16 protein-coding genes and 1 pseudogene are annotated in these 13,325 nt (G+C 62.9%); 2 read left to right on the top strand and 15 right to left on the bottom strand.

Annotation, left to right across the window (positions count from 1 at the left end; genetic code table 11):
• Window positions 1-160: 160 nt before the first annotated feature.
• The 8 genes and pseudogenes from prfB to C9424_RS10850 form a co-directional block, all read right to left on the bottom strand.
• On the bottom strand, window positions 161-1,276 hold the full coding sequence (gene prfB, locus C9424_RS10885) for a peptide chain release factor 2 (RefSeq protein ID WP_091249311.1): 1,116 nt from the start codon (window positions 1,274-1,276) through the stop codon (window positions 161-163).
• 171 nt (window positions 1,277-1,447) lie between these two features.
• The gene (locus C9424_RS10880) at window positions 1,448-1,927 is read right to left on the bottom strand and encodes a pilus assembly protein TadG-related protein (protein WP_337189820.1); all 480 of its coding nucleotides are present in this window, start codon (window positions 1,925-1,927) and stop codon (window positions 1,448-1,450) included.
• On the bottom strand, window positions 1,924-2,424 hold the full coding sequence (locus C9424_RS10875; protein ID WP_237563404.1) for a hypothetical protein: 501 nt from the start codon (window positions 2,422-2,424) through the stop codon (window positions 1,924-1,926). The genes C9424_RS10880 and C9424_RS10875 overlap by 4 nt, the downstream gene beginning before the upstream one ends.
• Entirely contained in the window at window positions 2,405-2,821 is a 417-nt protein-coding gene (locus C9424_RS10870; protein ID WP_116766864.1) for a TadE family protein, read from the bottom strand. The genes C9424_RS10875 and C9424_RS10870 overlap by 20 nt, the downstream gene beginning before the upstream one ends.
• 3 nt (window positions 2,822-2,824) lie before the next feature.
• The gene (locus tag C9424_RS10865; protein WP_116766863.1) at window positions 2,825-3,070 is read right to left on the bottom strand and encodes a hypothetical protein; all 246 of its coding nucleotides are present in this window, start codon (window positions 3,068-3,070) and stop codon (window positions 2,825-2,827) included.
• A 317-nt stretch (window positions 3,071-3,387) separates the two neighbouring features.
• A complete protein-coding gene (locus C9424_RS10860; RefSeq protein ID WP_116766862.1) occupies window positions 3,388-4,329 on the bottom strand; it encodes a type II secretion system F family protein in 942 nt (313 codons plus the stop codon).
• On the bottom strand, window positions 4,326-5,180 hold the full coding sequence (locus tag C9424_RS10855; RefSeq protein WP_116766861.1) for a type II secretion system F family protein: 855 nt from the start codon (window positions 5,178-5,180) through the stop codon (window positions 4,326-4,328). The genes C9424_RS10860 and C9424_RS10855 overlap by 4 nt, the downstream gene beginning before the upstream one ends.
• Window positions 5,180-5,434: pseudogene (locus tag C9424_RS10850) on the bottom strand (CpaF family protein); the annotation flags it as partial. The pseudogene C9424_RS10850 and the gene C9424_RS10855, both read right to left, overlap by 1 nt.
• Window positions 5,435-5,484: 50 nt before the next feature.
• On the opposite strand from C9424_RS10850, the gene C9424_RS10845 reads away from it, so the two are divergent.
• Window positions 5,485-5,724, top strand: a complete 240-nt coding sequence (locus C9424_RS10845; RefSeq protein ID WP_116766860.1) for a hypothetical protein — start codon at window positions 5,485-5,487, stop codon at window positions 5,722-5,724.
• Window positions 5,725-5,806: 82 nt separating this feature from the next.
• Window positions 5,807-7,603 carry an ATP-dependent nuclease gene (locus C9424_RS10840; RefSeq protein WP_116766859.1) on the top strand — a complete coding sequence of 599 codons (1,797 nt, stop codon included), beginning with the start codon at window positions 5,807-5,809 and terminating at the stop codon, window positions 7,601-7,603.
• Window positions 7,604-8,646: 1,043 nt separating this feature from the next.
• Here C9424_RS10840 and C9424_RS10835 read toward each other — a convergent pair.
• The 7 genes from C9424_RS10835 to C9424_RS10810 all read right to left on the bottom strand — a co-directional run bounded on the left by C9424_RS10835 (window position 8,647) and on the right by C9424_RS10810 (window position 13,285).
• Window positions 8,647-9,039 carry a hypothetical protein gene (locus tag C9424_RS10835; RefSeq protein WP_133247513.1) on the bottom strand — a complete coding sequence of 131 codons (393 nt, stop codon included), beginning with the start codon at window positions 9,037-9,039 and terminating at the stop codon, window positions 8,647-8,649.
• On the bottom strand, window positions 9,036-10,331 hold the full coding sequence (locus C9424_RS10830) for a phage major capsid protein (RefSeq protein ID WP_161958222.1): 1,296 nt from the start codon (window positions 10,329-10,331) through the stop codon (window positions 9,036-9,038). The genes C9424_RS10835 and C9424_RS10830 overlap by 4 nt, the downstream gene beginning before the upstream one ends.
• Window positions 10,332-10,640: 309 nt before the next feature.
• A complete protein-coding gene (locus C9424_RS10825; protein ID WP_116766856.1) occupies window positions 10,641-11,120 on the bottom strand; it encodes a hypothetical protein in 480 nt (159 codons plus the stop codon).
• A gap of 555 nt (window positions 11,121-11,675) precedes the next feature.
• Window positions 11,676-11,927, bottom strand: a complete 252-nt coding sequence (locus C9424_RS10820; RefSeq protein ID WP_133247512.1) for a hypothetical protein — start codon at window positions 11,925-11,927, stop codon at window positions 11,676-11,678.
• Between the two features lie 147 nt (window positions 11,928-12,074).
• The gene (locus C9424_RS10815; protein ID WP_116766854.1) at window positions 12,075-12,812 is read right to left on the bottom strand and encodes a hypothetical protein; all 738 of its coding nucleotides are present in this window, start codon (window positions 12,810-12,812) and stop codon (window positions 12,075-12,077) included.
• 120 nt (window positions 12,813-12,932) lie between these two features.
• Window positions 12,933-13,064: a hypothetical protein gene (locus tag C9424_RS22065; RefSeq protein ID WP_272914145.1), complete on the bottom strand. Its 132-nt coding sequence runs from the start codon at window positions 13,062-13,064 to the stop codon at window positions 12,933-12,935.
• A 5-nt stretch (window positions 13,065-13,069) separates the two neighbouring features.
• Window positions 13,070-13,285, bottom strand: coding sequence for a hypothetical protein (locus tag C9424_RS10810; RefSeq protein WP_116766853.1), 216 nt, complete (start codon window positions 13,283-13,285; stop codon window positions 13,070-13,072).
• Window positions 13,286-13,325: the final 40 nt, after the last annotated feature.

Below are 13,325 nucleotides of genomic sequence, written 5' to 3'. Positions count from 1 at the left end.
ACCCGGTTCTGCTGCCGGCGCAAGGGCTTTCGTGTGGGGGAAGTAGAGCTCCGGCCCCTCGACTATACGCACGGGTAACGGCGGATCGGCCGGAACGGCGGGGCGTGTCGCACGATTGTCAGCGACCTCCCAGTCGAGGTGACCGGCCGGGGTGGGGGGCCTACTTCTCGGCGTTGCGGTTGTCGGTCCGCCAGCGGATCCCGGCGTCGATGAAGTCGTCGATTTCGCCGTCGAACACCGCCGAGGTGTTGCCGACCTCGTGCTCGGTGCGCAGGTCCTTGACCATCTGGTACGGGTTCAGGACGTAGGAGCGCATCTGGTCGCCCCACGAGGCTTTGACGTCGCCGGCGAACGCCTTCTTCTCGGCGTCCTCCTGTTCCTTCTTCAGCAGCAGCAGGCGGGACTGCAGCACCCTCAGGGCGGCGGCGCGGTTCTGCAGCTGCGATTTCTCGTTCTGCATGGACACCACGGTCCCGGTGGGGATGTGGGTCAGGCGCACGGCGGAGTCGGTGGTGTTGACCGACTGGCCGCCGGGGCCGGAGGACCGGAAGACGTCGACGCGGATCTCGTTGTCGGGGATGTCGATGGAGTCCGTCTGCTCGATCAGCGGGATCACTTCCACGGCTGCGAAGGAGGTCTGGCGGCGGCCCTGGTTGTCGAACGGGCTGATCCGGACCAGGCGGTGGGTACCGGCCTCGACGCTGAGCGTGCCGTAGGCGTAGGGCGCCTTGACCTCGAACGTCGCGGACTTAAGCCCGGCTTCTTCGGCGTAGGAGGTGTCCATGATGGTGGTCGGGTAGCCGTGGCGTTCGGCCCAGCGCAGGTACATGCGCAGCAGCATTTCGGCGAAGTCCGCCGCGTCCACGCCGCCAGCGCCGGCCCGGATGGTCACCACGGCTTCGCGCTCGTCGAACTCGCCGGAGAGCAGCGTGACCACTTCGAGCTCGCCCAGCGCCTTGCGGACCGATTCCAGCTCCGCGGCGGCGTCGGCCATGGAGTCGGCGTCGTCCTCGTCCTGGCCGAGCTCCACGAGGACCTCGAGGTCGTCGATCCGGGCCGCCAGCTTGTTGAGGCGCTCGAGCTCGGACTGCTTGTGCGAGAGCTTCGAGGTGATGACCTGCGCCGCGGCGGGGTCGTCCCACAGGTTGGGTTCACCGGCCCGCTCGCTGAGCTCGGCGATGTCTTCCTTGAGCGCCTCGACGTTCGAGACGTTCTCGATGGACGCATAGGTGGCCCGCAGCGCGCGGATTTCAGCGGGAAAATCAATGTTTGCCATGGTTTTTTAAGCCTACGCTATGTGTCCTAGCCCCCTGACCCTCACCGTGGCCCCCTTCCCCTCCCGGATGCCCTGTCACTTGGGGCTGCTATCGGCCCCGGTTGGCAGCATCTACTGATAGGGCAACCGGGATGTTGAGGATGCGGGTCAGCGCTGCAGCGGGTTGGCAGGTCAGCGGCTGAGGCGGGACCGCGCTGTCGACGTCGCCTCGATCCGGATGCCGTCGGGCACCAGGAAGTTCACCACTGGCGGGTGGACCGCAGCGCTGAGCACCACGACGGCGGTGGCACCGTCCGGGCTGCCCGTGGACGGCGCCACACTGAGGCCGCTGACGCGGCCGAAGGCGCCGTTGCGGCTCAGATAGTCGACGGCGGCGCTGCGCACCCGGGTACCGCTCAATACGGCGGATGGCGTGCCGCCGGCGTTGCCGAGCTGCCCGAGCGTGAAGCTGTCCGCTGCGGCCACCGAGGCGCCGTCCGCGAGCGAGAGCAGTTTCTTGTGTTCGAGGTAGACGCTGGAAGCGGCAATGACGACGGTCGCGACAAGCAGCGCAATCACGACGAACCCGATGCTCAGCACCAGCACCTGGCCCTCCTGCGGGCGGGACGGGTTCCTGGCTGGATGCTGGAATGCACCGACGTGGATTTTCACCGGAACCTTCCCACCAGCTGGGTTGCCGAGGCGCTGAGCTGGCTCGCGTTGAGATGAAGCACATCGCTGAAGGGCATAAAGGGCAGCGGCACGGCGAGGTGGACTGTGACCGTCACGGCCGAGCCGGGAGCCAGACAGTCCGCGGGCACGCAGCGTGTGTCGATGCTGGCGTTCTCCGGCGGCTGCCCGTAGTCGGCGAGCGCCAGCAGCACGGCCTGCTCGGCAGCGGCCCGGCCGCTTGCCGCGTCCGGCTGGGCGACATAGACCTTGGCGGCCTGGTCCGCGGCGCCAACCACAGCGAACGAGCCGCCCTGGATCTGGCCCACGGTGATGATGAAGTACACGAGGGGCACCATCAGCAGCATGGACAGGAAGACGAACTCGATCACGGCACTCCCCTGTTCCGGCCCGGCGCTGAGGTCCCGAGAGACGCCGTCTCCCCCGGGGACGCCCCGGACTGGGCGGGGCGCTGCGAGGTTACGGCTGGATGGCCGCATGGCCCTTCACCTCCAGGAGCGCCCTTGGACCGATAAAGCCGATGACCGGCAAGGGCGCACGGACAGTGACTTCCAGCGTGCGGATGCCCTGGTACGTGGACTCGCTGGTGGCCACGTCCCGGGCGAAATCGGGGTTCAGCGCCGCCGTGATCAGCTGGACCGTGCGGTCCCGAGCGTCCCCGGAGTTGCGGTCCGCCAGCGTGCCATATCTGGCCCCCGAGGCGGCGGCGTCTATCAGCGTGTTCCGCACATGGAGGACCAAGGTGAGCTGGACGATCGCGAGGAAGAACAACGTGAGCAGCGCGCCGATCAGCACGAAGTCCACCACGGCGGCCCCACGCTCACGGTCTGTGATGCGGCGGAGCCCGGTGCCGTGCCCCGCGCCTTGTGCCGCCACCTGTTACTGTCCGACCTTATCCATGGCCTGGTTGAAGAGCCCCTCCAGCGCCGGACCGGCGAGGGCCAGAAGGGCTGCCACGAGGACGGCGGACATAAGGGTGATCATCACCCAGCCGGGCACATCCCCTCGCTCCGGGTGGTCTGCTACCCGGGCACGGTGGTCCCCCGGCCGCAGCCGCGACGCGACAGACCGCCACGTCACCATGCTCAGCGCCATCAATGCCATCCGGGTTCCGAAGTTCTTCACGGTGTCCTCTTTCCTCGTTTTTCTCGTGCCTGATCTCTCTTGTTTCGTGCTTCTGTCTCTTCGGTGCTTCTGTCTTCCTGCTGCTTCTGTCTTTCCGGTGCTGTTGTGGATCTGGTGCATCTGGTTTCCTGCGCTTCGTGCCCGAATCCTGGTGATGCTTCGGTGCAGATCCTGGCGCCGCATCCGGGCCGGCAAGTCCAGGACCGCGGGACATTCTTCGTATCCTCTTCCGTCGTCGTATGGCTTTTCTTGAATTCCGTCCTTGCGGCCTGCAAGGCCTCGCCGTCTGCGCCGCGTCCAGGCTGGGCTGGCGGCTCCTAGAGTCCGAGACTGATGGCGGCCAGGCCGGGGAACACGGCGAAGATGACTGTTAGCGGAAGCACCCCGAAGACGAGCGGCACCATCATCCCGATCTCCTTCTTGCCGGCGGACTCCATGAGCTCCCTTTTGGCTGTGTCCCGGACATCCTGTGCCTGCGCGCGTAGGACGTCGGCCAGGGGTGTTCCGCGCTCCACGGCCACGATCATTCCGTCGACGAAACGGAGAAGGGGTCCCTGATCCGTCCTGGCCGAGAACTCCCGCAGGGCCTCCACGAGGGGCTTCCCGGCCCGGGTCTCGGAGAGGACGCGGCTGAATTCGTGCGAGAGCTCGCCCCGGGCGCTGCGGCAGACCCTGTCCAGCGCACCGGTGGCGCTTTCCCCGGCACTGACAGCGAGGGCCATGAGTTCGGCGATGCTGGGAAACTCCGCCATCATCAGCGCCTCCCGTTTCTTGATGTGCGCTCCCAGCAGGTAGTCCCGGAGCAGGAACCCGCCCACGGCGCTCCCCACGACGGCCACCACCGCGACGAACGGGCTGAAGCGGCCAAGACTGCCGGCGAGCGCCACGATGCCGACGGCGAGGACAAAGCCGCCGGCCGCCCACACGAGCTGTTCGGCCCGGAAGTCCACCGCCGTCTTGGCGCTCCCGGCGCGGGCAAGCCGGCGGTTCAAGGCCGTCGCACCAAGGTTGATTCGGCCTAGTGATCTGACGCCGTCGCGGATCGCCGGGCGGAGAATCCTTTCCAGCGGCCCGAACGGCGTGACATTGCGCGGGGCGGTCCGCAGGAGCCGGGATTCCAGGTTGTGGGTTCTCAATTGCGGACCGATACGTTCGACGAACGTCGTCGGACGCATGAAGGGAAGCCGCACGAGGAACAGCCAGAGTCCGGCCCCGAGGACTGAGCCGCATACCGTGGCACCCGCCATCAGCCCGGTCATCGGAGCACCCGCTGCTCTTCCGGCAGCGCCCCGATCCGCAGCATGATGGCGTAGGAAATCAATGAGACAGCCAGGCCGCCCAGTAGGACCGCTGCCCCGGCCGCGGTGTTGTAGGCCATCACGGCCTCGGGCCTGCTGGCCAGCAGCACCAGCACAATCCAGGGCGCCGCGACGGCCAGCCGGGCGGCGTTGACGGTCCAGGACTGTCTGGCCTCCAACTCACTCCGGGTCCGGGCGCTCTCACGCAAGAACTCGGCGAGGGTGCCGAGGAGTCGCCCGAGATCAGAGCCGCCCACCTCCCGGGTGAGCCGGAGCGCCTCGACAATCCGGTCCGCCACGGGATCGGCCAGGCGTTCTTTGAGCCGGGTGAGCGAGGGATCGAACTGGCCTCCGGAACGGTAGTCGGAGCCGAAGTCCACGAACACGTGGCGAAGCTCCACGGGGCCTTTCTCGCCAAGTTGGATCAGGGCCTCGGGCAGTGACAGGCCGGCCCTGATGGCTGACCGGAGGTGGTCTACGACGTCGGGCCAGAGTTGGCGGAGGACGGCCGTGCGCTTCCTTGCACGCCACCGGACGATCGCCATCGGCAGCCAGCCGCCAAACAGGCCAAAGCATCCCGAGATCGGCCACGACGCTGTCACTGCGAAGAAGGCCAGGGTTGTAAATACGCCGACCCCGAGGCACGAGGCGAGCAGGCCTGCCGCGCTGACCTTTTCGATGCCCGCCGTCCGCAGCAGATCCTCAACCCTGCTGGTCCGGGACTTGCGCCGGGAGCTCCCGGGCTGCTCCCACGCGGACCACCAGATCAAGAGAAGTCCGGCCCCGCCCAGCATCCCCAGGAGCGGCGCCATTAGCGCGGCTCCAAGAGCGCCGCGACGTCATAGCCGGAGCGGGCGAACTTTTCCGCGGCGGGCATCGAGTTGGCCTTCGGAAGAAGCTGCCCGTCCGACATCCTGAACACCATGGAGGATTCGATGATTCCGTTTTCCACGCGGCGGCCCAGCGACAGGATCTCGGTGACCTGTCGGCGCCCGTTGGCGTGCCGGCTGCAGTGGACCACCAGGTCGATGCAGGACGCCACCGTGGGAACCACGAAGGCACTTGCGCATAATCTCAAACCACTACCAAATTGCGCGAACCTCCCTGGAGATCACCATGAACATGGACTCGAAATTTTCTCTGGACGTCTTAGCCTCAGCTGATCTTGGCCTGGACACCTACGAGGGGCCGTACCAAGACCGGTCAGACGTCAGCGTTTCCAGCTTTCTGCGCACCGACGAGGGTGTGACGGTATTAGTAGACATTGTGTCGACCGAACCGGTAGAGCTCCCGTTAGGCGTGGCACGGCAACTGGCGGAAGCCTTATTAGCCCTCCTAGACGACCTGGACGCCTAACACTGGTGAGCGCTCAGTCACTAGCGTCTCGCTACTAGTAACTTGCTCTACTTGGGGCGAGAACTGCAGGTAGGCTCTCGCTATGCATCAAAACAGCGACCTGAAACCTTGGCTAACAGACATCTCGCCCGAGCACGCCGAGGGCGATGCCGACGCATTCGGGTTCTATGTTTCCGAGATTGACCTTTCCGGGTCTTCCGTGACGATCAACCGAACCGGCGTAACGGCTATCGTCGGCGGGAACAACGTCGGGAAATCGACCACACTGCGAGAAATTCACGAAGCCTTGACGCTCTCACCTGGTCAGGCACGCACGCCGTCGCACATTCTCGCAAAGGTGACAGTGGGCTGGGAAGGAACTACAGCCGACTTCCTCGAATGGGCTGGATCAACGAGTGCGTTCGTTAACAACTTTTCAGGTCAGACCGGACTTGTGTCCGCTGGAGGCATTGTCCCCGCGGATCATATTGTCCACTTCCGAAATCAGGCTCAGTCGGGTGGCCCCTTGGGCCCTATCGCGTCCTTCATCACTCACTTTGCCACCGCAAAGCAAAGATTCGACCACGTCCAGCCGGTTCTCCGACGCGGCGATCTAAACGACCCGCCAACCCATCCACTTCACCGCATCGAACAAGCTGCGGGCTTGCTTGAAGAGTTCAAGACCGCAGCGAAGGATATATTCGACGTCGATCTAACGCTGGATCGCCTAAGCGGAAATCTATTCTTCAGGGTTGGAAAACCCGCCGCTGACGCTCCGCCAATCGACAACGTTTCTGGCGAATATCTCCAGCAGCTGCAACGCCTCCCCGGACTCCATACGCAAGGCGATGGCATGCAAAGTGCTCTCGCACTCCTGTTGCCGGTAATTACTGCGACTTACCCACTGATCCTCGTAGATGAGCCGGAGGCATTCCTTCACCCTCCTCAGTCGCGGAAACTTGGTTCGACATTGGCGCGCCTCGCCCATTCTCGCGGTATTCAGCTGATCGTGGCCACCCATGATCGACACTTTCTGACAGGCTTGCTTGATGCTGAAGAGGTGGCTGTCTCGGTGATCCGATTGAGCCGTGACAATGAAGTGACGGATGCAAAGCATCTTGATTCAAATACTCTTAGACGCGCGTGGGGAACAGCTTCCCTGCGTCACTCGAATCTTCTCGACGGACTCTTCCACAAACTGGTCGTCATAGCCGAGAACGAACGGGACTGCCGCTTCTACGCTGCAGCGCTGGAAGCCCTCGACGTTGGAGAAAAGCTCCAGATTCGCCCGCATGATGTTCTATTTGTGCCATCGGCAGGAAAGGGCAACATACCTGCTTTGGCGCGAGTTCTCTTGGCTTCGGGCGTGCCCGTGGTCGCGTCACCCGACCTGGATATCGTCAACAGCGAATCGAGTATCCAGAAACTGTACGAGACCTTCGGCGGACATTGGGCAGATGTCAAGGAAACGTATCTGGCAGCAACGGCGGAATTCCGGACCCCGCGTACCCGCCGCAAGAACCGGCAAGTGCTGGAAGCTATCGCTGGTGTGCTGAGCGCTGAGCCGGATGCAATCTACGAAAGCAGGACGAAGGATGACGTTACCGCGGCGCTCAGCGTCGCGAGTGAATGGAAGCGGGTAAAAGATTACGGAATGACGGCATTTATGGCCGAGTACGGGAAAGCCCAGGAATTCATGAATGACCTTGCAAAGTTCCAGATCGTTCCCGTCCAGGTGGGTGAACTAGAGAGGTTCGCGCCCCAGGTGAACCTCCGCAAGGGTGACGCCTGGCTTGACGAGGCGCTGGCATCGGACGTACATAAGGCGCACGCCGTGCAGGAACACATGCGCCGGATTCTCGCGGCCGGCGGCTTCTGGCAGGACCCCGAGAGCCAATGACGAGGCGATGTTGCTGACTGAGACTCTGGAGGACTAAGCACAATGCCAACTTCTGGAGCAGGAAGTAAATTCAGCTCCGACTACCACTGGCCTGTGGATTAATGGAGATTTCGCCCTAAATCTAGCTGGTTTTGCCTGTGGACAGACACGGACAAGTAAGACGAATAAGGAGCGGCAGCGACTTCTCAGTAGACTGGATTCTGACGGAGAAACAAATCGACCCCGCCGTACTGATCTGAACTACGAATTCAGAACTGCGGCGAGGTCGGATTGCCGTCAATGTTCAAGTACCCACATGTCCGACTGACCGGCTGCGAATCCATGGAACCCTAACGGGAGTTTGTTGTAGCTCTTCAAACTTACTTGGTACGCAGTTCAGTAGCAAGACGTGGCAGGACGTAGCGGGACGTAGCAGAACGTGGAAACACGTAGAAGCTCATCGCGCACTGCCCCGTCTGGTTCGCTACGCACCCGGTGGTCGGACACCTAATTTGAAAGGTCGTCCCTTTGACCACGTTTGAACCGAACCACATGGACCGACCCCCGGGCACCCGCCTCAAACACCTTTGCATGGTTGTTTCGACACTTGCAGGAGTCGCCACCCCGGTGATCGCCTGGCTGGGTTACCTCCACACGACAACGCACTAAACAAGCAGAAAGACCCTTCCCCAGAGCTTCGGGGGAGGGTCTTTCCGTGTTGGACGCTGGCAGGTCGACGGATCAAGCTCTAAGGAAAAATCCTCGAAACCATCGTTTCCGCTATCGGACTGGCCTGCAAATCTCAAAAAGTTAGACCCGGTAGTGGTGACGTTGACGTCCAAGATTGTGGGCGTGGCCGGAGGCAACAATCGGGGAGGTAAACCGTCCCAAAACCCTTCCCGAGGGCCGGTACACTCGGCCCCTCCGACCATTGGCTCGCGCTTCCGGTTTGGAATGCGTACGGGGCGAATACTCCCGCACGCCCTTCGGCGGTCACGCCCAACGCATTTGAGTTTTCGGGGTAGTGGCCGGAAGTGGCGCTACGCTTCCGGCCACACATCTATCTATTCTGTTTTGTCCGTGCCAGACAAAGGCGGTTTTACCTGTGTCCGGATCGCCCTTTTCGGGGCCTGGACAGCGTCATACCTGGACCCGTAGAGCATTTCATCTTCGAGGTTCGGCATGTCCATGCGTTGCGCCTGCAGCTCGCGCGCCCACCCCGGGAGAGCTTCCCCTGGCGTGAAAACGACGTCGGTTCCGTTGTCCGGATTCGTCAGATGCAGGAAATCCTGGGCCACGCGGTTGGCATTGCTGTCGGTGCGCATGCCCACGGCCGGGTTGGCTGAGGACAGTTCCCCGAACGGATCCGCTACCGGCTCCGGGTCGCCTGACTGGCTGACCACGGGCCGGGCGCTGTGCTTATCGTTAATGCGGCTCCGGACTGTCACCAGGCTCACGCGCCCTTGAGTGCGCGGAATACCGAGAATGCAGCCGGACGGGCGGGCTGGACGTCGCCCCGCCAGTGCGCCACGATTCCGATCTCGCCGGTATCCGCGTAGCGCTCCGTCAGAACCTGGATCGTGATTCCGAGACGCTGCCCGATCAGGAGCTGGGACCAATCAGCAACGAACAGATCCGTCGCCGTGTTGGTCATGGTGCCCTGCGTGTAGCTGGGGATCTGGTTAGTGACGAACTTTTCCAGTCCCTCGACGTCCGCCGGCGCCCGCAGCGGCTGGTTGGTCGTATCCGCTGCGCCAGCGTATAGCCGCGCAAGCTTCGCGTTCCAAAGCATCGCGTTGGGTTCCTCGTTGCCCGCCCGGACCTTGTAAATCGTATCCAGGACTTCGCCGTAGAACGTCGCGGCGGTCTGCGCAGTGCCGTTGGCTGCTGCGCCCGACGACGGCAGCACGTTGGCCGGAAGGACTGCCAGCAGGGCAGCAAGCACGCCTCGCGGGTTCGGCGGCGTAGCAAGGCTGATAGCACCGGATCCGGTAGTAATACCGCCGTAGAGTGCCACCTGGTCAAGCTTGACGGCCATTGCCTTGGCAATCGCCTGCTTCACGATGGTGTCCGCGTTGTCGGCGTCCTGGAACCACTCCAGCGAGCCCTTAACGAGGCAGCTCATGGTCTGCGCGGTCAGCGTCACGTTGTCGAACGTCGGGTCTGAGGGAGTGATGACGCTACCTTCAGTGCGGAACGCCGCCGTGGGGTCGCCGGTCAGCCGGCCGATCTTAACCACGCCCGCGTCCATCGGCACGAGTGTTGCGCCGGCCTGCATTACGGCCGAGTTCACCCGGGCCAGGTCGATTAGCTGCGCAGCCCAGACAGACGGGACTACTGCGGATCCGCCCGAGGTGGTCAGCGAGCGCACGAGCTGGCCGAGGTTGCCGTATTGCGCCAGCGCGAAATCCTCGTTGGATTCCCGGTATTCGGCCACGACGTCATGCGAGCGGAAGGACTCGCCCGGGCGGACAGCGGCGCGCTTGCCGGTCGCCTCATAGACGAAATCGCCGCCCCGAGCGTCAGTGCGCGCCAGTCCGCCGACGTTGCGCAGCACGCTATTGGCGTTCGTGAGGTCATCGTTGAATTTCACGAGTTCGTCAATCCGCCCACGGACAGAGTCGAAGTCCTTTTCGAGGGCATCGAACTGGTGGTATTCCGGTGTGGTCAGGTCGCGATTTTCCCCCTGAGCCTTGTCCAGAATCGCTTCCATCTGCGCGCGCAGCTTGTCGCGCTGCTCAATCAGCATGGCTCCCATGCTGTGGTTGGTCTGTGCCATTGGATCGGCCTTTCAGGAATTGCGCCCACTTGTGGCGCAGAAATGAGTGTGTTGAAGCGGAAACTACTTCGACGCCCGCGCTGTATCTGCGCTGGTAGCGGGTGGCTGTCGGCCTGCCTGCTGGCGGATTCGTTGTCCGTTGTGCTGCTGTCCTGCTGGCCCGGTGCGGTGCGCGCTGCCGGAGAAAATCTTTTGTCCGCAGGGTGGTTTTCGACCTGCCCTGCTAAATCAATTCTACGGCGTCTGGGCAGACAAACTACAGCCGTGTAACTCTGACACTTACGTGTCACTAGCGGCGCGTGCTGCTGCAAGAGCTTCCGCGTTCTCGCGCTCGTACTGCTCGCGCGCTGCCTCCGCGCGGTCGGATCCCGCGTCCCAGCGGATCCCTGGTCCGGCGTCGGACTCCGGAGCCTCTACCCCATCCGGCAGTCTGCCGTCCGCAGGGTTGGCGTGCGGATCCCAAACGTCGCCCTCTTTCCAGCCCCGCCGGTACTCTGGAGCGCGCAAGCTCGGATGCCCCAGCGGCGTCAGGAAATCCAAACCGCTGCCGTCGTCGTCGGCCGCTACCGGCGCCGCCGGGGCAGCCGGTGCGGCCTGCAGCGGGAACTTCCGGCGCAGCTGCGCGATAGCGTCATTCAGCAGCCGCCACTGAGCGGGTGTCTGGTGCGTCTTGCCGCTCCATGTAGCCGAGTCAATCGCCCGGGCTGCCTGCATTGCCTGGTCCTCGATAGCTTCCGCTTCCGCGTCCCACGCCCCCATGCCCGCAGACTTCCAAATCGCCTCGATCCTAGCCTCCGTCTTGGCCTCAGTATCGCCTGTGCCCCCTGTGTGCCCTGTGCCCCCGAATGTGCCTCCGCCGCCTGCGCCACCGGAAACCGCTACATGCTCCCCAAACGGCCCCGACGTGCTTTCAAGCACTGGGACAGCCGGAGCCTTCACGGGCTTGCTGGGAGCCGGATTCTGCCGCAACGGGCCGCCGTTCTTGAGCGCGCGTCTCCGGTCAGCCACACGCTTAGCGTTCGCCTGCCTGCAAACGTCGCAACGGCAACCGCCCTTGTACCCTGCCAGTCCATGCACTAATTCGGCCATTACACCAGATTATCGAACAAGGGTCACACATAGGGGCACATCTTGGGGCACATCGGTTTTCTCACTAAAAATCGGGGAAATATAAATCGGTAGACGGCGAGGTCTTCCGCGCTCTGTCTGTGTTAAAAAACCGGGGCTTGTGGCGGCTGCGTTCCGGCTAGCTGCCCTTGGCATGGCTGCGGCCGGGGTGCGTGTCGCTCCCCCGGCCGCTGCAGGTGCCTGCTGCTACTCGGTGCCGTTCCTCTGTGGTACGTCCCCGCCTGCAGCTCGGGCCTCCTCGACTATCTTGTCGAACAGTGCGTCTTGGTGCTCGCCCTCTGTGATCGAGTACAAGATCCTCGTGGCCACTTCGAGCATGATCTGTGCGTCGTCCAGCCTGGTCGGCATAAGCGCGACGAAGGCCTGCTTGTCCTCGCGGCTGGCAGCGCGCGCCAGTCCGATGACGTCCTGAATCATTCCGCTGTTTGTCCGTGTCATGGTGTTGTCCTCCTGATTGCTGCACGGTCCTGGCATTCGCCGGCGGCGTCCCGATCCTCGTGCGGCAGATCCTGGATCCATACTCTGGCCCACTTCACCGTTCCCACGGTTGTTCCTCTCGTCGTCCGTTGTTCTGACACGTAGGTGTCAAGGTTTGCCCTGCCTAGCCAGCTGATAAGTGCACTCCGCGCAGATGCTCGCGCCCATATTTACTTGAGCCTGATTCAGACGCCCGTCACACCCAGGCGTCACACACGGGTCATTCAGTTTCAAGGCGGCGGCAGCGGTGACGGGCACCTGCGCTGACTTACCCTCCAGCCATTCCCTGTCACGCCGTTCTGAATCATTACTGCTGGTTAGTTCTTCTTTTCCTTGCCTTGCCTTTCCTTGCCTTTCCTTGCCTATGTCGTCAGAGCTTTCGTCAGCCAATTCGTCAGCTGACGCGTCAGATGATTCAGTGCCTGACGCGTCAAATGATGTCCTGTGCTTTTGCCTCTCACGGTAGGACTTGGAGTTCTGGCGGTCTTGTTGACGCTTCCGCTCCAGCGCTTCGAGTTGGTCTTTCGATGTCTGATGTTTCGGGAATTCCGGCATGAACCATCCGGCCTTGGTGACTTCCCACAATCCGGCCTGGACTAATTCATTGGCTGCTTCGATCCGCGCGCGGGGAATCAGCGCGAGGTCGTCCGTGTTGAGAAATCCATCCGTCATGTTGGTGACGCTAAAAGCCGTCGCCTGCATCATGAGAACGTGAGCCTCATGGCTGAGGTTCAGAATCCGGCGGTCATTCAGGTACTTGGTCGGGTATCGTGCATCCACGGCGGTCAGGCCTCCCGCTTCCTGCACTTTGGGCCCAGCTTGGCGCTGACGCTCCGCGATGCCCACAACGGCGCTCCACAACGGGCACAACGCGCCGTCAGCACAAGGCCCACCGACTGGGCGTATTTCTGGAGCTCCGCGACTACGGCGGCTGCTGGCATGTTCACAGCGGAGCCCTGTGTGTGCTCAGTCATTGGGGTCAGGGTGGTTGCTGGCGCGCGTTGGCCTCAGCAGCAGCGCGATACGGTCCGTCGTCTCATCGGACAGCGGCGGCGCGTCTGCTACGACGCGTGCAACATACTCCGGAACGGTTGTCATGACGCCTACTCACCCGGCGCGACGTGTGCGGTAAGCAACCCAACAAGACGCTCAATTTGTTCCCTGTGCAGTGGTGGCGAGTCGGCCAGAATTTTCTCAATCGCGGCCGCGAGCTTGGCTGTTTTCATCGCCTGGCGAGTTTCGAGAATCGCAGCGGTGTCGTTGGGGCGGTGACGGTAGTGTCCCGCTAAGACATTCCGGTAATGCAGTGCCTCGGACATAGTGCTCATCCTTTGCTGGTGGTTCCCTATACATAAAGCC

Origin of the sequence: Arthrobacter sp. H-02-3 (genome assembly GCF_003097355.1) — a bacterium.
GTDB classification, from domain to species: domain Bacteria; phylum Actinomycetota; class Actinomycetes; order Actinomycetales; family Micrococcaceae; genus Arthrobacter; species Arthrobacter humicola.
Note: the sequence above shows the minus strand (reverse complement) of the source record. Positions and strands in the feature narration are given on the sequence as shown.